Consider the following 19,349-nt stretch of genomic DNA (forward strand, 5'->3'; position numbering starts at 1 on the left):
TTCAAACTCGGCGTTTGCCAAACGCGAATGCAGACAGCACAATTCACGTCGAACCGGGGGAAGGGCAATGCGCTTTGATCTGACAGATCTGGAGGTATTTCTCGCAGTGGCGGAAGAGGGTAGCGTTACGCGCGGTGCGCAACGCTGTCATCTCGCGCCATCGTCAGTCAGCCTGCGAGTCAAGGGCTTGGAGGAGATAGTCGGAGTTGTTTTGCTCCAGCGGTTCGCCCGCGGCGTGGTACCCACTGCCGCGGGACGCATCGTAATGGAGCACGCCCGGCACTGTGTTGCCCGAATGGAACAGATGAACGCTGACTTGTTGCCATTTACGAACGGGCTGATCGGCCACGTGACCCTGTTCGCGAACAACAACGCGATCAGCTCTCATCTGCCCGACGACCTTGCTCGGTTTTTCGAGGTATTCCCGCAGGTGCGGATCTCGCTGGAGGAAAGGCTCAGCCACGATATCGTGTCGGCCGTTGCTTCGGGACGCGCGGACCTGGGGATCGTCGCGCTGGAAGCCGTGCATCCCGATCTGGACTTCATCCCGTATCGTGAGGATGAATTGGTGGTGGTGGCCCCACGGGGAAGCGATGTCGGCCGGCGAGAGAAGATCACGTTCGCCGACTGTCTCAGTCGTCCATTTATCAGCCTGCAGCCCGGAGCCGCGCTGCATACTTTCCTGATGAACCATGCTCACGCGCTAGGGGGAAGGCTCGACGTGCGAGTCCAGGTGTCCAGCTACGGGGCTATCGTGAAGCTGGTCTCCTCGGGGGCCGGGATCGGAATCGTGGCGCGCTCGGCAATGGACGATGGCACGAATTCCGTCGTTTCGGTGGTCCGGCTTTCCGACACTTGGGCACGGCGGGATCTTCGTGTGTGTGTCCTGCGAAACGGGGAGGCGGTCAATCCATTCCGTGACCGCTTACTGTCAACCCTATGCGGACCCAGTTCCGTGTACGGCAATACCGGGCTGTCAACCTGAACCTCGATCGTGACGCCGGGATTCGCGGCCGTGACAACTGCATTGGTAGCCGACGCATTCGCAGCCGCGATCGGCGCCTTCGCCTCCGGTCAGTTCGAGCACGCGCGTCTGGGCGCTCGCAGGGCTCGGCCTCACGCAGAAATCGTGGCGGGAAGTCGCGAAAGGCAGCTTCGGCGAATCCTCCGGCTGCGGAAGCGCTCAGTGTTCTAGCAGCTCGCGAAATTCCGTCGCGACGAAGCTGGCAAAGGCCTTTGCCGAAGGTTTTGAACTGCGGCCAGCCGGCAAGATGACATGGACGTCTGCCGATCCCATTTCCCAGGCCGGCAATACCCTGACCAGGGATCCAATTTCCAAATCGTGCCGAAATCCTAGCTCACCGGATGAGGCGATTCCAAGACCTGCCACGGCTGCGGCGATGACGGCCTCGTTCCCGCCGATTATCAGTTTCCCCTGGGCACGAATCGTGGCTTGGAGGCCACCCTTGCGAAACGTCCACGCATCTGCCCCCCGCGCAGCGCAGCCGATGATGAGACGGTGCATCTCCAAATCCGAGGGCTTGCGCGGTATCCCGGCCGCCTGCAGGTAAGCGGGCGACGCCACAGCCATGCGACGAATGACTCCGATCTTCTTGGCGAAAGCTACCGTCGAATCGGATGGGGGGCCAACCCGTATCGCGATGTCAATCGAGTCTGTAACGAGATCTTGCCGCTCGTCCGTCAGTACGAACTCGACACGAAGAGCAGGATGAGCATCGGTAAATCGCGCCAGTCGAGGCAAGATGGTGCGAGCCGCCATCGACGACGACAAGGCGACGCGCAAGATACCGCGCAGTTCGCCTGTTCCTCTGGCCGCGTGGTCGGCCTCTTCCATCGCGGCAATTATCAATTCAGCACGTGCGAGGTATTCAAGCCCTGCATCGGTGGGCGTGACAACGCGCGTTGTCCGAGTCAGCAACGAGACTCCGACACGCTTTTCCAGCTCATGGACAATGCGTGACACGCTGGGTTGGGAGTACCCCGTTTCTCGTGCGACGGACGAGAAGCTTCCCAGCCGGGCGACCCGTACAAACAATTGAAGGGCCAGAAACCTATCATTCATTTTTCGAATAAGTCCTACTCTGAATTTGGTACTACAGCGAAAATTCAAATGATGCAAGTATAGGCGCAAGTCACCGCCCCGCGATCCCGTTGATGATTGGCCCACTTCCATCCCGCGTTCGGGGGGGCTGAAATCCCGGAGCATGCAAAATGAGAGCACGCGTCAAATGTCACTTTTTTCGTCATTCAAACTCGGTCAGTTAGATCTCCCGAACCGAATCGTCATGGCCTCGATGACCCGCGGCCGCGCGCGAAATTCAGGCCTCGTCCCCACCGAGTTGCATGCTCGGTACTACAGTCAGCGCGCCACCGCTGGACTGATCGTGACAGAGGCCGTTTGGGTCAGTCCCAGGGCAATCGGCTTCACCAACGTTCCAGGCCTGTTCACTTCAGAGCAGGTCGCTGGCTGGCTCAGGGTCACGGATGCGGTCCACGCAGCAGGTGGCCGGATTTACGCGCAACTTGCGCATTCAGGGGCTGTTTCTCATCCCGACTTCTTCGGCGGAGCGCTTCCTCTCGCACCTTCGGCCATCAACCCACGGCTGCAATCGTTCACCCCAGGAGGGTTCAAGCAAACTGTGACCCCTCGTGCAATGACCCTGACCGACATTCGCGAGACTATCGGTGAATATGCCGCCGCCGCTCGTAATGCCCGCATAGCCGGATTCGACGGTGTAGAACTGCATGCTGCCACGACCTACTTGCTGCCGGAATTCCTCAACAGTGCATTGAATTTGCGAACGGACGATTACGGTGGCAGCGCGGAGAACCGCTCACGTATCGTTCTCGATGTGCTTGATGCATTGATAAGGGAGTGGGGACCCGGCCGCATCGGGATCAAAGTTGCTCCCGTCTTCGAGATGGGTGGTTTCGGGCCGACTTCGGAGACCGTGGCGACCTACGATTACCTCGCCAGCCGGCTCGATCTCCTACCTTTGTCCTATTTGCAGATCGTGCGCGCCGCACGTGATTTAAGTGGCACTCCGGTAGAGAGGCTGCAGGATACAGTCAGGTATTTCCGCGCTCGGTACAGGGGGGCGCTTATTGCGAATCTTGGTTTCAACCAGATTACCGCCAGCGAAATCATTGAATCCGGTCTGGCCGACCTCGTATCCTTCGGCACTCCTTTTATTGGCAATCCTGATCTTGTCCGGAGATTTCGACGCAATTTGCCAATTGCGTCGTCCGAGCGCAGCACATATTACCAAGGGGATGCGCAAGGGTATATCGACTACTCTCCAATCGATTGAATTCCACTCTTGCATGAAACGCTGGTTTGATGCGGGAAGCATGTTGAGCTTGAAAATCGGGCTTGTAGCGATCGTTGATCGGGTAGCAGGCGGTGAGTATTGACATGCCCATTGATAAATGAGTGGAGAAACCCTGATCCGGGAAAGCGCAGATCGTGGCACGTAGTTGCCTGGATACCTGTGCGTCAAGCTGGCGTCGGAGTCTGATATCCGTCCAAAAGCGGGGGCGGCAGCGCCCTACGCGATTTAACGAGCCTGCCAAAGTTGCCGTTAGATCAATCATCATTTTCGGAATCTGCTGAAATGGCAACGACCATTCAAATACGGACGCTTCTCGCGGTTGTCCTATCCCTGCTCGCATTGCTTTTGTTTCTGGTCGGCTTCGGCGGCGTTTACGGCATTCACTCGACCAATCGTGCGTTGTCCGATACATCGGACAACGTGCCGACCGTCATCGCGGTCCAGCAGCAACGAGAGTTCATCGCGCAGGCACAGATCGAACTTGACCGAATGGCTGCCGCGGGCGACGCCACTATGGCGGAGTCGAGGTTGCGATCAGCTCAGGCACTGATCGATCAATCAGATAAGGCTTGGGCCACATATCTGCGCTATCCATCCGATGCCGTCGAAAAGCGGCTCGCCGATGCTGTCATGCGAACGCGTCGCGATCTGATCGACATCGGGCTCACGCCGACGATTGCTGCGCTGCGTGTTGGCGACAGGCATGCCGCGGTCGAACTACTGTTTGACACGATGCCAAGACTTTACCGTCCGTTCAGCGACGCTACCGGGAAACTCTCGCAATTCCAGGTCGACGATTCTGCGGAACTGTTGGCGATAAGCGAAGCTCGTGAGAAAACGACATCGTCGCTCACGATCAGCGCTACGCTGGTCGGGTTGCTGTGCGCATTTGGATTTTGGTTCATGCTGCGTCGCGCGATTGCCAAGCCGCTCTCGGCCGCGATTAGACACTTTGGAGCGATCGAGAAAGGGGATCTGACGTCGCATATCGAGATTGTGCGCGCCGACGAATTTGGCGCATTGCTGGGCAGCCTGCGCAGTATGCAGATGAGCTTGCGAGATACGGTTTCGACTGTCCGCGATGGCGTTGATCATGTCGCCGATGCAGCGGTGGAAATTGCCGCTGGCAGCGACGACCTGTCGAAGCGAACGGAGCGACAAGCGTCTTCGTTGGAGGAGACCGCCGCGAGCATGGAAGAACTGAGTGCGACGGTGCAACGCAACGCTGCGAGCGCGGGCGAAGCGAACCTGCTTGCCGATGCGGTTAAACACAGTGCGCGTGGCGTTGCCGATGCAGTGACGCTGCTGTCGAAGACGATGAAGGAACTTGAACAAGGGTCCGGGACGATTGCCGAGATCACCGCGGTCATTGAGAGCATCGCGTTCCAGACAAACATCCTCGCTTTGAATGCGGCGGTGGAGGCTGCGCGCGCTGGCGAGCGCGGGCGTGGCTTTGCCGTGGTTGCAACTGAAGTGCGTGCGCTTGCGAAACGATCGAGCAACGCGGCCAAGGAGATCAAAGAGCAAATCGATGGGTCAGTGTTGCGCGTCAAGAGGGGCGCGACGCAGGCGGATGGCGCGTTCCGTCAGATGATCGACATGCTTGCGTCAACTGACCGCGTTGCGAATTTGCTCGGCGAGATCGCCGATGCATCCAGCGAGCAGGCCCACGGTATCCTGCAAGTCACGGCTGCGATCGCGCATATGGATCAGGTGACACAACAGAATGCCGCGCTAGTGGACGAAGGCGCTGCGGCATCATCATTGATGAACCAACAGGCGAACAGGATGCGCGAGGTGGTTGCCGGCTTTCGCTTTTGATCCCTTGCTACCGATCGACGCTGCGGCGCTGCCGAAAGGCAATCCAAAAAATTGGATGTTGAATCCCGGCTGCAGTGATATTAGCGGGTGATCATGGGGGACCAAGGTTCTGTAATTCGTAGCATTTTCCGTAGTCCCGTCGCGGTGGCACGCATGTCGATGCCGAGCGGCGCAACGGTGCCATGCTACCTGGAGAGGTGCGAGCGGTCGTGATTGACTGGAGTGAACATGTACGTGTCTTGCAAAATTTCACCGTGTACTGTGTGCGGTCAACCTCAGGTGCAGGACTGATTTTTAAAAATATCCTCACCAAGCCTAACGTTGTTTATTGTCGTGCCGTTATTGGTGGATAGGCTGGTTCGCAACAGGCACCTTTTAATCCAATTTTAAATAAAAAAATATTTGATCATGACGACAATATCATCAATGAATGCGGGAATACTTTCGGCCCTATATGAGGCTCCGGGCGCAGCAGGAATCCCCGGGGGAAGTGGGGGCCCACTGGTAAACAGTGGTGGTGGCTCGACCATCGTTACTATTCCGTCTCGAGTCAGCCAAGCACTCCATATATATCTGCCCGATGGTACGGTCATCGGGCCTGATGCGGCGGTAGGGGCGGTCGCAAGCGTCAATTGGCAGAATAACGGTGGTGATCCCGTTTCCGATGTCATGGCGGCCGACTACATGTCGAATTCGATATCGGGGCAATTCAACAATCTAGGCAGTGCGTTGCTTGAGCGATTCACGTCCACGGGAAGTAACTTTTCGCAGTCCGTGACGGTTTCTGCTGCCAATGGAAGCCCGGCAAATGCACTTGGTGCGCAAGGCGTGCAGGGTGACATCAATCTGGTCGTTCAGACAGTGAGCGGCGCGAGCGTGAGCATTGAGCTGAGCAGCAAAAATGGCACGTTGGGCGTGAGTGTGAATGGTACTGGAACACTTAGCGATGCCGATCGCACGGCGCTATCAAAATTGGCAGACGGATTCCAGCAAGCCATTGATGGCTTGTCCGGCTCACCGCCCGCCCTCAATTTGACTGGACTGACACAGTATGATTTTTCTGTCCTGTCATCAGTCAATCTGCAGTACAGCGTTAGCGGTGACGGAGCCGACAACCGTTCGGCGAATATTTCGTTAAGCGACACGAAGCGAACTGTCAACATCACGGATTCCGCAGGTACGGTCAACCTGAGCGTTGACGCTGCGAGCGTTTCCGCATTGGGTTCGAGCACTCAGCAGAGTGCCGCGATCACGAGCTATTTGGCGCAATTCGATCATGCCAACCAGGAAGGTCGCGGGAACAGTGCTGTGATGAATCTCTTTAAAGACGCGTTCACACAGTTAAACGGAAATATGAGCACGCCATCGCAGCAAATTCCGGGCACGGACAACCAACCGTGGCTTGAACAAGCGGCGCATTCGATGCTGACGGGATTGCCTGATTTCACCGGATCGGTCACGGACACTCCGGTGCAGTCCAACCCGGTGCTACCGAAGCAGACTGATGACTTTTCTTACCAAGTTTCCCAAACTACTCAAGTTGATGGACAAGCGTCGCAGGGGGCGATCACTCAAAACCAGCAGTCGCGTCTGAGCGCTTCTTATCACACGGCACTAGATGGCGGTTCTCTGAAAAAACCTCTTAGCGCCGCATCGAATAGTCAGAGCTACGACTATGCCCATGTCAGCGACGAGGCGAGCAGCACGGTCAGCTTGCTGACCGAGAAAGGTAAGCTGAAAAATGCGAACTTGCGAAAATCCGAGAACGAATCTACCAAGATTGCCCAATTTTTACACGGCGTGAAGGCGTCGGATGTCACGACGCCTCATAGCACGACTGAATCGAAGGATTTGCGCAGTTTGCTGACGCCCATGTTGAACAATGGTCAGGCTGCGGCGAACGGTGTCGGGTGGCAGCAACTGCTGTCGACCCTACACGGAATGATCTTGTTGAGTTCTGGCTCGATTGCTAATTAAAAATAGAGCGGGCGTAGTTGTTCGTTGACACGGCCGATCGCTGAGGGAGGCCGTGTCGCTGGTCTATCACCTTGGCGTAATGAAAAGCAAGAAAATTGGAGCACGTTCTAACTTGGGAGACACCGGCACGGAGTTGCGTAGTTCGGCCAGCCGGCGCCTAGGAGATAAAGTCCAAATAATGGAGTGCCATTCCACCGCTGACGCTGTACATAAAAATAGGCAAGCCACTTGCCGCCACTTGGTGTTTCTGAAGCTTCTTAATAAAATTTTCAAACGCCGGTTTGCTTGCCTCCCAGGTGGCGCGGCCTTCCGATAGTGAGGTTCCGTTGGTCACAGGGTTCCATACCAATCCAACAAGCGCATCCTTGCGTATCTGGCAGGCACGGACTTCGTTGTGTTCGATATGAGTCTTGCCTGCTAGCTCGGCACGCATCTTCCGCATGTCCCTCTCAGTTTCGTCAGGCGTTTTCGCCAGGGTGTTTGGGGGAAAACGCTTGTTCGAGCTCATGTCGATCAGGGAGTATTCGACGAACCGGTCTTTGGTCTTCGTCCAGTCGACAATCAGTGCGACCGCCCGTTTTCCATTGTCCGGAGCAAACTGGTACAAATACTGGGGAATGGTCGGATGCACATAGGTCCACGAATCGCCATCTAGGTTTCCGACGAGGCGGGTGCGTTGGTTAAAGGAAATAGTGGCGTCGGTCAGGCACTGACAATTTTTCATTTGCACAGTGCGTATCCAAAGTCCGTGCTCTTCAAAAGTGCGCTGAATTTCCACTGCACGGTCCCTGCCGAGGTCGGATCGGATCCGCACCGTCGGCACGGATCCCTGCTGTGCTGCAGGAGACGGCGGGCCACGTCGAGGCGAGAGGTGAGAGGGTTTCGGTGGCACGCGGGGCGGCCCGGAAGTCGGCTCGGGTGGATTGGCTCCAGCGACGCGGGGCCGTGGCGAGGCGGTCGCACTGCTACCAGCCGCTCTCAGCATCGGAGCCGAAAGGGAGGGCTGCGACATTGCCGCGGCTGGGCGTGGAGACACTCTACCCGCTTGCGTACCGGATGGATCCGAGATCGTCCCCGCACTGTTCGGGAGCGACGGCGGCCCGCCGTTTTCCTCAGCCACAAACTGCACTGTCCCCAATCGGCCACATGATGGACACCGGATCTTCACCATCGCTAACTGATGGCCGCAATTCAGGCACTTGTGCATTTTTCTCTTTCAATACTAAGTAGGGGCGATATAGCGCCACGCTCACAGGCGCCGTTGCTTAGGCAATACGAGCGATCCACGTTAGGTGGGCCGAGGCTGCACGAATGGATGTTGATGCACCGTGCAAGGGACGGCGTGCAGCATCCATAGACTTATCGAACGCTTGGCTGTTGGTTTTTATTCCACCTGCGGCGCGGTTGGCTGTAACGGACTCCCAGCCATTCGATTTCAGACTTGGTATGCAGCACATTCCCGAATGGGTGTTCCACGGCAGCCAGCATTACGTCGCACTCAATGTCGTTGCTATGGCCGGCTGTCGTGGCCGCCCAGCTCATGGCTTCTCGGACATGGCAATCGAGCGCGAACGTCACGCGCAACCGCTCGCCCGGCATCGACGGTTACGAAGTGGCGCGTCGCCTGAGAGGCAGCGCCGATACCCGGTTGGCGATCCTGATCGCGTGGTCCGGGGTCACTTCGCGTGCCGCCATGGCGACGGCCCGCGAAGCAGGATTCGATGCGCATTGTGCGAAGCCGCTGGCGCCATCGCGAATCCTGGGCGCCTTGCGGCGCGCGGTGGATCGCGGCCCCGGTGCGGCGGAGCGGTAGGGAAAGATGGGCAGGACGCGCCGCACCATGCTCGCCGCGGGCGCCGTGCAGGCACCACGGAGGCGGCGGCACAGGCACGAGGCGCCTGCTCCGCCGCGGGCTTACGCCGTCTTGCCTTCGCCGAGGTCGGCACCCGTCATCGGGTCCGAGTCGGGATCCGATTCGAGGCGGGCGGCCATGGCTTCGAGCGCTGCGGCCTGTTCGGCATCGAGATCGACGGAAGCACTGCCGTCGCCGCCGTCGATGGCCGGTTCCCCGAAGCGCCATTCGAGTTCCTCTCCGCTATTCCAGGGCCCCGGATCCGGCGGGCTGTCGATCGACATGCGCAGATAGAGCCGGTCGTATGGCGGGACCGGCGGCAGCTTGCCGGGCGGGAAGTTCGCGGAAATCGCGTACAACGCTTTCTCGAACGACTTTTGATGCGCGACTTCGCGCGTCATCAGGAAGCCGAGCGCATCGCGCACTCCAGCGTCGTCGGTGACGTTGATCAGGCGTTCGTAGATGATCTTGGCGCGCGCCTCCGCCGCGATGTTCGAACGCAGGTCGGCGGTAGGTTCGCCGATGGTGTCGAGGTAGGCCGCCGACCAAGGCACGCCCGCCGAGTTCGTCAGCGGGGCGCCGGCGCCATAGAGCACCTGCGTGAGATGGCTGTCGTTGCCGGCCCCGTGAAGCTTGCGGTATGCCTCGGCCTGGGTGTCCACCGCTTCCGCGAGTTCGCCCTTCGCCCCCCGGTTCAACATCGCGACCATCGAGCCGATCACCTCCAGGTGACTCAGTTCCTCGGTGGCGATGTCGAGCAGCAGGTCCTTGCGGCCCGGGTCCTCCTCGGTGATGGCCTGAGTGAAATAACGCATGGCCGCGGCGAGTTCGCCTTGCGGTCCGCCGAATTGCTCCAGCAGCAGGTTGGCCAGCCCCGGGTTCGGGGTGGCGACGCGCACGGTGTATTGCAGCTTCGAGTGATGGCTGAACATATGCCCTCCGGGCAGGTACTGTAGGGAGCGCCGGCCATCGTCAACCGGCGGTGATACGTTGGGGATTGCGGCGCTCCGGGCGGAACGTCGATGTCGCGCGGGGTACCTGGGCCGGCTGCACAAGATGTGTGCCGGCAGGCGCTGTCGAACTCAGGTGCCGACCGCCTTGGCGTTGCCGTAGGTTTGGGCGAACTTCGTGAGCTTGAGATCGGCCGCCTTCTCTTCTTCGAGCGTCTCGGCCAGCAGCGTGGCCGCCGAGTCGAGCCCGAGTTGCCGGGCCAGGGCGCAAAGGCTGCCGTAGGCGGCGATCTCGTAGTGCTCGACCTTTTGCGCGGCCGCCACCAGGCCGATATCCAGCACCGGGCCCTTCTCGATCTCGTCGATCAATTCCTGGCCTTCCTCGATGAGGCCTTCCATCGCCACGCATTTCATGCGCTTCAGGCGCAGGCCGCAAGTCTCGACCACCTGGTCGATACGTTGCACCTGGCCCTGGGTTTCCTCGAGGTGCGTCTTGAAGGCCTCGACGAGTTCCGGCTCGGTTGCCGCGCGAGACAGTCTCGCCAGCGCGCGCGTCAGTTGCTTCTCGGCGCTGTAGATATCGGACAGCATGTGGATGAACAGATCGTCCACGGTTTTACGGTGTGCCATGACAAGCTCCTCTCGGCGTATGGGGACGCCATGAATGGCGCACGGGGCATGCCCGGCCGTGGTTCGCGGCTTGGTGCGATAGCGAACTGACGCACCCGTCGTCCCTCGGCTGGAGGCTGTTTCAGGAGGTTGGCCACGAGTCGTGCGGTGTCAGACGCCAGTACGTATCGGGTGCCTGCGCGTTGTCGGTTGCAGTGACGGCTCGGCGCGGCTCGCGGTGGCGTTCGACGTGCTGGCCTTGAGCGTCGAGGCTCGCAACGTCGGCGTGGCGCGCGCCGCCGGCGCGGAGCACCTGTTGCAGCTCGGCGCGCGCCGGCCGGCCTTCACCGATGCCGACAGCCGTGTCGCGCCGGACTGGCTGGCCGCGCCACTGTCGCTCGGTGCGGCTGCGGCGGCTCCGGAGCCCGGTGGACGTTCGCCCCTGTTCGTGGTCCCGCCGCATCTCGACGATTCGGCATTCGGCTGCGCGGTGCTGCTCGCGACGCCCGCTGGATGTGCCTCGCGGGAGAAACCTGCTGCCTGAGCGGGAACGTGCTCGCGCTTGACGATGTGGCTAGGCGGGCCTGTTTGGCAGAGCGTTTTTACTTGCTTGTGTCAATTCTCCTTTTCCGGAACGCCGCATCGAATCGGAAGGCATACAGGCATCGGGCTCCGAGGCGCTGCGAAACCGCACGGAACCGGCAACAAGAGATGTCGGGGAGACCAGCGGTGCCGCAGCGCCGCTCATTGAGTTCGAGAGGCCGATCGGCGTGCTCATGACGATTGCTGGCCGAACCGGAAGGTCTGCAGCGCGCAGACCGTTCGTCGTTGCGGCGCAGCCCTGGCCGCGACGGTCTTGTTGACCAGGACGCGGCGATTGCCACGGTGCTCGATGCCGCAGGCGCATGTCACGCTTGACGGCCATGTGTCGCCCGCCAACTGCATTGCGTTCGTTACGGGTTGGCGAGCCGGTTGTACAGCGTCTTGAGGCTGATGCCGAGCATGTCGGCTGCGTATGACTTGACGCCGCCACAATGCGCCACCGTGGCGGCTACCAGGCGGCGATCCATTTCGTCGAGCGGCGTTGCCAACGGCACCCACACCGATTCGCCAACCTCGCTCGATGTATCCGACGCCTCGTCCAGAATGGGGAGCGGCAACGCATCGATGCAGTCGCCCTCGCAGAATATCGCTGCATGCTGCACCAGGTTGCGCAGCTCGCGGACGTTGCCGCGCCAGTTGCGCTGCGTCATCGCGCGCTGCGCCGCTTCCGAGAAGCGCAGGCACCTGCCGCTCGTCTCATTGAGCCGAGCGAGAAACGCGTCGGCGAGCAGCACCACGTCGCAGCCGCGTTCGCGCAATGGCGGCAGCGGGATCGGAAATACGTTGATGCGGTGATAGAGATCGGCGCGCAGAAAGCCGAGGTCGACCGCCGCGAGCGGGTCACGGTTGGTGGCGGCCACGATGCGCACGTCCACCTCGCGTTCGTGCGAGCCGCCCAGCCGCCGCACGCGACGCGTTTCCAGCACGCGCAGCAAGCGCACCTGCAGATCCACCGGCATCTCCGCGATTTCGTCTAGAAACAGCGTGCCGCCGTCGGCGCGTTCGAAAAAACCGCGATGATCGCGATCGGCGCCGGTAAAGCTACCGCGTTCATGACCGAACATCTCGCTTTCGATGAGTCGCGCCGGCAGCGCACCGCAGTTGATCGCGATGAACGGTCCGTCGCGCCGCGGGCTTAATGCATGGATCGTCTGCGCCGCCAGCTCCTTGCCCGTGCCCGATTCGCCAGTCAGCAATACCGACGCGCTGGTCGAGGTGACGCGCGTAATCGCGTCGTACACGGCGAGCATCGATTCGGAGCGGCCGAGCATCAAACCGAAGCGCGATGTCTCACGCACCTCGTTGGTGAGCCTCACCAGGATGTCGTTGTGCGACGTGTGGCGCGACACGCGGTTGAGCAAGGCCTGCAGCCGTTCCATGTTGACGGGCTTGACCAGATAATCGGAGGCGCCCAGCCGCAGCGCGCGGATTGCCGAATCGAGCGAGGCATGGCCGGTAGTCACCACGACCTCGCAGCCGAATTTGGTTAATTCATCAAACAGCGCCATGCCGTTGCCGTCGGGCAGCATCAGGTCGCACAGCACCAGACTCGGATGGCGTTCGCCAATCCGCAGTCGGGCTTCGGCTAGCGTGGCGGCCGTGTCACACCCAAGGTTCTGGGCATGAGCCAGCGTGAACATCGCCGCGCGTGTGGATTCATCATCGTCGACCACCAAGATATGGGGCATGCGGGAGCTCGTTCGGGAAGGGACTGGCTGCCTCGACCAAGCGGAATTCGGTCCCGATTAAATGCACGTACGGCGCGACATGCATCGACGGCGATGCGGCCGTGCTTCGGTGGGCAGCCACGGGTGGGGAGTACGACGTGAGTGTGTGCGGGTGTGCGCGCGAGTTCTGTACGGTGTGTGTGAATGATGGCGGTGCCGATGAAGTCGCCGCATCGTGACGTCAACGGGCAAGCAGCGCGGGGGAGCGGGTTATTTCGACGGCGGAGCGGGCGGTACGCCCGCCGGCTTGGCATCGGGCGTCGCATCCGGCACGAGCAGTGCGACGATCTCGCGGAATTGGGACGTACAGCGCACCGCGTCTTCGCGCGAATTCATGTCGATGACTTCGAGCAGGCCGACGAACGCGCCGAGGAAGGCATCGGAGAGTGGCGTGGGCCGTCCATGCTCGCGCAGATGTTCCGCGTAGGCGAAGACGTTACGGATGAAATCGACCTGGGACGCGGAAAATTCGTCGTCGGCGATCGGTGCGGGAACGGCTGCAACGGTTTGCTGAGACAACGAGGCGGGCAAACGGAAATACGAAAGAGGATCGCTCATGCATGAATCTCAAAATATGCACGAACGCGACGTGCGCGCAAAAGCGGCGTGGCGAACAAAGGCGCATGGACTACCTATGGCCCACGCATTTGACACGCCGATAGCGCTCCTTGATTGCGTTTGATTCAGGGAATGAAGTCAAATGTATTTGACTTCATTTTGATGATCGGCTCATGCAATTCGATTGGTTTGAAACGTTCGACGAATTGAAGCGCGGAGGGCGATTCGCAAGCGATGCACAGGTGGCGGAAAGTCTCGGGCTGCACTCGGCCATGACACGTTGCGAACGTCGGTGCAAAGCCTGCTGCCGAGCCGGGATTACCACGAACAGGAAGGCCGGGCGCCGTATGAAATCGGCGATCCGTCGGTGCAGCTCAATCATCTGCTGGCCGCGCTGCCCGGCGACGCGCGTCGGCGCACCGAGCCGCATCTGGCGCCCATCACGATGCCGCTCGGGCATGTCGTCTACGAATCCGGCGACCATCTCAGCCATATCGCCCTGCCGACCACCGCGATCATCTCGATGCGCGACGTGGTGGAGAACGGCGCGTTGGCCGAGATCGCGGTGGCGGGGCGCGACGGTCTCGTGGGGGCGGCGCTGTTCATGGGAGCGAGACGATGCCGAATCGCGCGATCGTCCAGAGCGGGGGCGATGCGTTCAAACTCGGCGGGCAGGTCGTCAAGGATGAGTTCGCACGTGGCGGTGCGGTGCAGCGCCTGTTCCTGCGCTGCACGCAGGCGCTCATCACGCGACTGGCGCAAACGGCCGTCTGCAATCGGCACCATTCGATTTCGCAGCAGTTCTGCCGCTGGTTGCTGCCGAGCCTCGACCGGCTCGATTCAAGCGACGTGCAGATGTCCCAGGAGCTGATCGCCGACATGCTCGGCGTGCGCCGTGCAAGCGTGACGGAAACCGCGAGAAAACTCCAGGAGGCGGCCCTGATCCGCTAGTCGAGCGGCAAGATCGAAGTGCTCGATCGCGCCGCGCTGGAGCATCATGTGTGCGAGTGCTATCAGGTGGTGCGCGAGGAAAACCATCGGCTGCTGTCGCCATGGTGATCCAAGTGTGGCAGCGAGCCAGTAAGGGCGGCGCTGATAATACGCGTGCACCTGGCGGCCCCACTCGGGGTCGACCATCAACGGCCTGCGTTCTTGTCGAACGCGGGCGCATGCAGGCTCAGTAACGACTGTGCGCGCACCCGGTCGTTGAATCGGTACGGCATCGTACGAATTCCTCGGATTGATGGAGGTACCGGCGCGTGACGCGGAAGGGTATCCACGGTCTCCTAACGATCGGAGGGCATGCCGGCTGTCGCGCCGTTCGGCCCTCTTCGCATCTCGATGCAAAACATGTGGGCAGCTTCCGACCGGATTTGTTCTTGCTTATCGGTAGCGAAGCGCGCAGGCTGGCCCGGTCTGTTCAACGTATCAAGGGTTCCGCGCGGCCCCGACTCCATCCGCGCAATTCAGCGCGGACATCGTCGACGGCAAGACGCTGCTGCGCCAATCTGACTCATGCTGCTTGTGCCGCCATGTAGGCACGAGATCTCCCCCATTCCCTGTTTCGAGAGCGCGATGAAATACGATTCGACGACACCCTTTGACATGAGCTCTCTGGCGAGAACGGCGAGTACGTTCAACGGCAGCGGCCGTATTTCCCCTGCGCAAGCGGGACGGCCGAATATCGCGGGCGTGAGCCGGCTATTGTTAATAAGGCGTATTTGGATGGAAAAGGAGCTTGTCCGTACGACGAAGGACGACATCATGCAACAGATCGAGGCGGATGCGCGTTCGACCGATGATGGTATGCCTGTTGCGCAGCCGATATGGTGGGAAGTCCCCGTCGCCCGCAGTCCGGGGCAGCATATTTGCGAATCTCGAAAGCGGCTTGGCATGCACGCGATGGGTGAATAATCGTTCACAAGACCGTGGTTTGGCGCGTATATGGCTCGATCTGGAGGCGTTACGGGAGCAAGCCTGCCGATCATGAAATCAAATGGATGATTTCACGCGAGTTGTCGAAGCCCCACGTCTTCTGTTCGATGTTGAAAAAGCGCCACCAGGCGCGGAATTCATGGAGTGGGCCGTGACGCATCCTGCGATGGCAACGGTATGTTGATGCGGTCGAGTCCAGAATCGTCGTTGTCGAGTATCGGATGTTGCGCGCGGCAACCGCGCCCATTTTCGTCGGCCTGCCCCGCGATCGGACGATGCATCATCGCGATGCCTCGGCCGGGGGCGCCCGCCAGGAAGCCCGGATGTCGTCGACAGCTTTCGGAACCTGATGAACACCGGGCAGCGCTTGGTCGGCATGACGAACCGAAACGGTAATGCGGAGGTGGGCGGGGCGAAACGTAGGACTCATCCGGCTGGGCCAAGGATCACGTCGATGGCCGCCTGGCCCGCGATTTCGGCGACCAGGTAAGCCCATCGAGAAGTGAAGGGGCCGTTGTGCACCGGGATCAGGCCTCCTCGCGCGCCCAGCACTTCGAGGTTTGTGCCGCCTTTGATCTGGAAGCTCACATCGAACGTATCCCGATCGGCTGGCGTCAATTGGACATGAATCTCAAAGCCGCGATACGCGATCGTCCTCTGCATGAACACCTCTCTGTCATTGGCGGAGCCTAACACCATCCGCGTCGGACGGTGTGGGCCATGGTGCCTGTCATGCGATCGCATCCGGATGCTGCTTGAATGGAGAAACGCCGCGCGAAGGAAGCGCGGCGATGAACCGCATTCAAATGCTGTCTGGGTTGCCTGCTCGATACCCGATACCGTCCAACCTCTCCACGCTCAAACAGCGCGCGGAGCCGCCCTGGCGAGGCGGATGTCGAAGCCGGCGAGGCGCCGGCTTGTTATTTTTAACGGTATTGGCATGGCCTGAATCACGCGCATCAATGCGCGGCTTGCCACTGTGGCCCGACAACGATGCTGCCTGCGAATGCGCGGCGTGTCTGTCCGCTACGAGACAGTGCTTTCTGCAGTACGGCAGGGTACGAGGTGGCGTCGGCCAACCATGAAGGGTTTTGCCTTGGCGCGATAAAAGGCACATAACCGCTGCGGCGTCAGGTATCGACAAGGCGTTGACGGCCCGCGCGATTCACACCCGGTCGGGCGGTACATTGGCGTCGATCGCCATCGCCAGCCAGACAAGCTCGTATCGCGATTTCATATCAGTTCAATCAATATATCTTGTGCGCCCTTCCACAGGACTTCCACGCCCAGCGTGCGCAGGTTTTCCCGCCCCTTTGTGATCGTCAGAAAATGATTGCCGGCCAATTGGCCCATCTTGCTGCTGAACGAGCATGATCCGTAGGCGAGAATGATTTCGGTCTCGCTGTATCCGCCAGGATAAAAAAGGACATCGCCAACGGAAGGGTGGCTCGTATGATTCTCGAATCCGACCGCTTTTGCGTCGTTTTCCAGCTTGAAATCGCCAAGTGGTACCCAGCATCCTTCGCCGCTCCAACGCACATGGATCAGTTTTTGGCGATAAGGCAGCAGCTTGAGAAAGGCACGAACCGTTTCAGGGGCATCCGGATGCGTTTCCGCCTCGAAAATATGGCCGGCAGCAGTAATGCGAAGTCGAGTCATGGTGAATGATGGGTCAGGTTTGGGGTGGCAGGATGGCAGCCGTGATCAGGCGTCGGGTTGATCGATCCATTTGCTCACGACAGGAGGCATCCAGGCTTGGAGTTGGTTCAGCAGGTCGTCCGGATTGGACGTTGCGACAATCATGTCTCGATGTTCGGGTTTGAGAAAGCCCTCGGCCGTTGCGTGTTCGAGCAACGCGCGCATCGGCGCGAAAAACCCCGACACATCGAGCACGCCACATGGCTTGGCATGTTCGCCCAATTGAGTGAGCGTGGCGGCTTCGAATAATTCCTCGAACGTGCCGAGGCCGCCAGGCAATGCGATGAACGCATCGGCCAGCGCGGCCATGCGCCGTTTGCGTGCCGACATGTCGGGGACGATCTCGTGCCGCGTGAGTCCGGGCGCGAGATGGCCCCGATCCGCCAGACGCCGCGTGATGACGCCGTGCACGGGCGAGCCGGCCGCCAGCGCGGCCTGCGCGACGATGCCCATCAGGCCCTTGTCGGTTCCGCCATACACGAGTTGCCAACCGCGCCGGCCGAGCGCATCGCCCAATTCGCGAGCGGCTTCGGCATAGTCGGCACGGGTTCCGAAATTCGAACCGCAGAACACGGCGACGCTGTAATGCGCTGGCGAGGTGGGGCCGGTCACGACACGGCTCCGTCGGTCCTGCGCTGAGTCCAGCCGGTCAGCCGGCGCTCGACGAGCGCCGAAATGGCATACAGCACGACGCCCAGCACCGCGAGAATGAACAGGCCGGCAAACACCAGCGGCACGTCGAAATTGCCGCTCGCGATCATCATCACGTTGCCGATTCCCTTGTTCGATGCGACTGTCTCGGACAGCACCGCGCCCACGAAGGCGAGCGTGATGGCAATCTTCAGTGATGCGAACAAATACGGCATCGCACGCGGCAGGCCCACGTTGCGGAGCACATCGAAGCGGCTTGCGCCGAGCACCCTGAACACGTCTTCCAGTTCCGGTTCGGTGGTGGCCAGGCCGGTCGCCACGTTGACCACGACAGGGAACACGCTGATCACCATCGCCGTGAGGATCGCCGGTACCGTGCCTGAACCGAACCAGACCACGAAAATCGGCACCAGTGCGACCTTGGGAATGCTGGAGAAGCCCACGAGCAGCGGATACGCCGTGTCGTAGGCAAGCCGCGACGAGCCGATGACCACACCGATCAGCACGCCGAACACGACGGCCAGGAAGAAGCCGATCAGCGTGGTCATCACGGTCTGCACGACGTGCGGCCACAGCAGCGGCATTTTGGTGACCATGACGACGAGGATCTGACTGGGCCGCGGCAAGACCAGATCGGAAACGTGGAAAGCGATGCAGGCAAGCTCCCACGCCGCGAAAAAGCCGATCAGTGCGCTCAACGACAGCAGGTTGCGGCGAAGCCGCACGGTTCCGAGGCTCATGCTTGCTCCGTTGCTTCGAATGTCGGCGTGTCGATCGGGATGGCCGGCGACGCCGCGCGGGCCGCGACGACCCCGGATGAACGTGCTTGCGCGATGCGCATGCGCAATTGCTGGACCAGCGTCGCAAATTCGGGGGCATAGCTCGCTTCGAGCGTGCGCGGCCGGTCGAACGTCACATGGCGATCCTCGAGGATGCGTCCCGGGCGCGAGCTCATCACGCAGATCCGGTTGGCCAGATAAGCCGATTCGCGCAGGTCGTGGGTGACGAGCAGCACGGTGGGCCTGCGCTTCATCCACAGCGTCTGCATGATGTCCCACAGCTCTTCCCGGGTGAACTGGTCGAGCGCGCCGAACGGCTCGTCGAGCAGCAACAGCTCCGGCTCGTGAATCAGCGCCCGGCACAGCGACGCGCGCTGCAGCATGCCGCCCGACAACTGCCACGGGCGCTTGTGGCCGAACTCCTTCAGGCCGACCTGGGCCAGCAGGGCGTCGGCGCGATCCGCGAACTCGCCCTTGCGCTTCTGGCGAAATTGCGACCGGAACGGTTCGACGATCTTGAGCGGAACCATCACGTTCTCGCGGATGGTCAGCCACGGCAGCATGGTCGGATTCTGAAACGCCAGCCCGATGCGTATCGGTTTGGTGCCCGGGGCGCCGACTTCGCGGCCTCCGACGATCACCGCACCGGATGTCGGGCGAATCAGGCCCGCCACCAGCTTCAGGATGGTGGATTTGCCGCAGCCGCTCGGTCCGACCAGCGCAACGAAATCGCCTTGTTCGATTTCGAGGCGCGTGCGATCGAGAGCGATCGTTCCGCTGTCGCCGCCGTAGCGAACGCCGACGTCCGACAGGTCGATCAGGGGGGGATTCATGAA

The 19,349-nt window shown here is 60.7% G+C and carries 20 protein-coding genes and 2 pseudogenes; 9 read left to right on the top strand and 13 right to left on the bottom strand.

All coding sequences use genetic code 11. From position 1 onward, the window contains the following. Positions 1 to 67: 67 nt before the first annotated feature. The gene (locus ACYP33_RS23380; RefSeq protein ID WP_459624119.1) at positions 68 to 985 is read left to right on the top strand and encodes a LysR family transcriptional regulator; all 918 of its coding nucleotides are present in this window, start codon (positions 68 to 70) and stop codon (positions 983 to 985) included. Positions 986 to 1,183: 198 nt separating this feature from the next. Here the strand turns inward: ACYP33_RS23380 and ACYP33_RS23385 are convergent, their stop codons facing one another. Next, a complete protein-coding gene (locus ACYP33_RS23385; RefSeq protein ID WP_459624120.1) occupies positions 1,184 to 2,083 on the bottom strand; it encodes a LysR family transcriptional regulator in 900 nt (299 codons plus the stop codon). A 142-nt stretch (positions 2,084 to 2,225) separates the two neighbouring features. On the opposite strand from ACYP33_RS23385, the gene ACYP33_RS23390 reads away from it, so the two are divergent. The 3 genes from ACYP33_RS23390 (at position 2,226) to ACYP33_RS23400 (ending at position 7,151) form a co-directional block, all read left to right on the top strand. Then, on the top strand, positions 2,226 to 3,332 hold the full coding sequence (locus tag ACYP33_RS23390) for an alkene reductase (protein ID WP_414439812.1): 1,107 nt from the start codon (positions 2,226 to 2,228) through the stop codon (positions 3,330 to 3,332). Positions 3,333 to 3,635: 303 nt separating this feature from the next. Beyond that, on the top strand, positions 3,636 to 5,174 hold the full coding sequence (locus tag ACYP33_RS23395; RefSeq protein WP_414439811.1) for a methyl-accepting chemotaxis protein: 1,539 nt from the start codon (positions 3,636 to 3,638) through the stop codon (positions 5,172 to 5,174). Between the two features lie 426 nt (positions 5,175 to 5,600). Beyond that, positions 5,601 to 7,151 carry a hypothetical protein gene (locus ACYP33_RS23400; protein WP_459624121.1) on the top strand — a complete coding sequence of 517 codons (1,551 nt, stop codon included), beginning with the start codon at positions 5,601 to 5,603 and terminating at the stop codon, positions 7,149 to 7,151. A 157-nt stretch (positions 7,152 to 7,308) separates the two neighbouring features. Here the strand turns inward: ACYP33_RS23400 and ACYP33_RS23405 are convergent, their stop codons facing one another. Together ACYP33_RS23405 and ACYP33_RS23410 are read right to left on the bottom strand one after the other, a co-directional pair. Continuing rightward, complete coding sequence (locus ACYP33_RS23405; RefSeq protein ID WP_414439809.1) at positions 7,309 to 7,929, bottom strand: hypothetical protein; 621 nt, start codon at positions 7,927 to 7,929, stop codon at positions 7,309 to 7,311. Positions 7,930 to 8,573: 644 nt separating this feature from the next. Further along, positions 8,574 to 8,744 (bottom strand): annotated as a pseudogene (locus tag ACYP33_RS23410) (IS3 family transposase); the annotation flags it as partial. Between ACYP33_RS23410 and ACYP33_RS23415 the strand changes: the two are divergent. Beyond that, positions 8,677 to 8,964, top strand: coding sequence for a response regulator (locus ACYP33_RS23415; protein ID WP_459624222.1), 288 nt, complete (start codon positions 8,677 to 8,679; stop codon positions 8,962 to 8,964). The pseudogene ACYP33_RS23410 and the gene ACYP33_RS23415 sit on opposite strands and share 68 nt — an antisense overlap. A 101-nt stretch (positions 8,965 to 9,065) precedes the next feature. Here ACYP33_RS23415 and ACYP33_RS23420 read toward each other — a convergent pair whose 3' ends face one another. Both ACYP33_RS23420 and ACYP33_RS23425 read right to left on the bottom strand, forming a co-directional pair. After that, entirely contained in the window at positions 9,066 to 9,935 is an 870-nt protein-coding gene (locus tag ACYP33_RS23420; protein WP_414439807.1) for a manganese catalase family protein, read from the bottom strand. A gap of 150 nt (positions 9,936 to 10,085) precedes the next feature. Next, on the bottom strand, positions 10,086 to 10,583 hold the full coding sequence (locus ACYP33_RS23425; protein ID WP_459624122.1) for a YciE/YciF ferroxidase family protein: 498 nt from the start codon (positions 10,581 to 10,583) through the stop codon (positions 10,086 to 10,088). A 217-nt stretch (positions 10,584 to 10,800) separates the two neighbouring features. Between ACYP33_RS23425 and ACYP33_RS23430 the strand changes: the two genes are divergently transcribed. Continuing rightward, positions 10,801 to 11,106: a hypothetical protein gene (locus tag ACYP33_RS23430; RefSeq protein ID WP_459624123.1), complete on the top strand. Its 306-nt coding sequence runs from the start codon at positions 10,801 to 10,803 to the stop codon at positions 11,104 to 11,106. A gap of 409 nt (positions 11,107 to 11,515) precedes the next feature. Here the strand turns inward: ACYP33_RS23430 and ACYP33_RS23435 are convergent, their stop codons facing one another. The 3 genes from ACYP33_RS23435 to ACYP33_RS23445 all read right to left on the bottom strand — a co-directional run bounded on the left by ACYP33_RS23435 (position 11,516) and on the right by ACYP33_RS23445 (position 13,943). Continuing rightward, entirely contained in the window at positions 11,516 to 12,853 is a 1,338-nt protein-coding gene (locus ACYP33_RS23435) for a sigma-54-dependent transcriptional regulator (protein ID WP_459624124.1), read from the bottom strand. A gap of 249 nt (positions 12,854 to 13,102) precedes the next feature. Beyond that, the gene (locus tag ACYP33_RS23440) at positions 13,103 to 13,450 is read right to left on the bottom strand and encodes a hypothetical protein (protein WP_459624125.1); all 348 of its coding nucleotides are present in this window, start codon (positions 13,448 to 13,450) and stop codon (positions 13,103 to 13,105) included. Positions 13,451 to 13,604: 154 nt separating this feature from the next. Further along, a complete protein-coding gene (locus ACYP33_RS23445; RefSeq protein ID WP_459624223.1) occupies positions 13,605 to 13,943 on the bottom strand; it encodes a hypothetical protein in 339 nt (112 codons plus the stop codon). On the opposite strand from ACYP33_RS23445, the pseudogene ACYP33_RS23450 reads away from it, so the two are divergent. The 3 genes and pseudogenes from ACYP33_RS23450 (at position 13,896) to ACYP33_RS23460 (ending at position 15,569) form a co-directional block, all read left to right on the top strand. Next, positions 13,896 to 14,509: pseudogene (locus ACYP33_RS23450) on the top strand (Crp/Fnr family transcriptional regulator). The gene ACYP33_RS23445 and the pseudogene ACYP33_RS23450 overlap by 48 nt on opposite strands. Before the next feature lie 516 nt (positions 14,510 to 15,025). Next, entirely contained in the window at positions 15,026 to 15,364 is a 339-nt protein-coding gene (locus tag ACYP33_RS23455; protein WP_459624126.1) for a hypothetical protein, read from the top strand. An 82-nt stretch (positions 15,365 to 15,446) separates the two neighbouring features. Then, on the top strand, positions 15,447 to 15,569 hold the full coding sequence (locus tag ACYP33_RS23460; protein WP_459624127.1) for a hypothetical protein: 123 nt from the start codon (positions 15,447 to 15,449) through the stop codon (positions 15,567 to 15,569). Positions 15,570 to 15,811: 242 nt separating this feature from the next. On the opposite strand, the gene ACYP33_RS23465 is transcribed toward ACYP33_RS23460, so the two are convergent. The 5 genes from ACYP33_RS23465 to ACYP33_RS23485 all read right to left on the bottom strand — a co-directional run bounded on the left by ACYP33_RS23465 (position 15,812) and on the right by ACYP33_RS23485 (position 19,346). After that, positions 15,812 to 16,048 (bottom strand): hypothetical protein, encoded by a 237-nt coding sequence (locus ACYP33_RS23465; RefSeq protein ID WP_414439801.1) that lies wholly within the window; start codon positions 16,046 to 16,048, stop codon positions 15,812 to 15,814. A gap of 570 nt (positions 16,049 to 16,618) precedes the next feature. Next, entirely contained in the window at positions 16,619 to 17,044 is a 426-nt protein-coding gene (locus ACYP33_RS23470; RefSeq protein WP_459624128.1) for a DUF3830 family protein, read from the bottom strand. Between the two features lie 45 nt (positions 17,045 to 17,089). Continuing rightward, positions 17,090 to 17,695, bottom strand: a complete 606-nt coding sequence (locus ACYP33_RS23475; RefSeq protein WP_459624129.1) for an LOG family protein — start codon at positions 17,693 to 17,695, stop codon at positions 17,090 to 17,092. Then, positions 17,692 to 18,474 carry an ABC transporter permease gene (locus ACYP33_RS23480; protein WP_459624130.1) on the bottom strand — a complete coding sequence of 261 codons (783 nt, stop codon included), beginning with the start codon at positions 18,472 to 18,474 and terminating at the stop codon, positions 17,692 to 17,694. Before ACYP33_RS23480 ends, ACYP33_RS23475 begins: the two co-directional genes overlap by 4 nt. Continuing rightward, positions 18,471 to 19,346, bottom strand: a complete 876-nt coding sequence (locus ACYP33_RS23485; RefSeq protein ID WP_459624131.1) for an ABC transporter ATP-binding protein — start codon at positions 19,344 to 19,346, stop codon at positions 18,471 to 18,473. The genes ACYP33_RS23480 and ACYP33_RS23485 overlap by 4 nt, the downstream gene beginning before the upstream one ends. Positions 19,347 to 19,349: the final 3 nt, after the last annotated feature.

Source organism: Burkholderia sp. 3C (genome assembly GCF_054589155.1).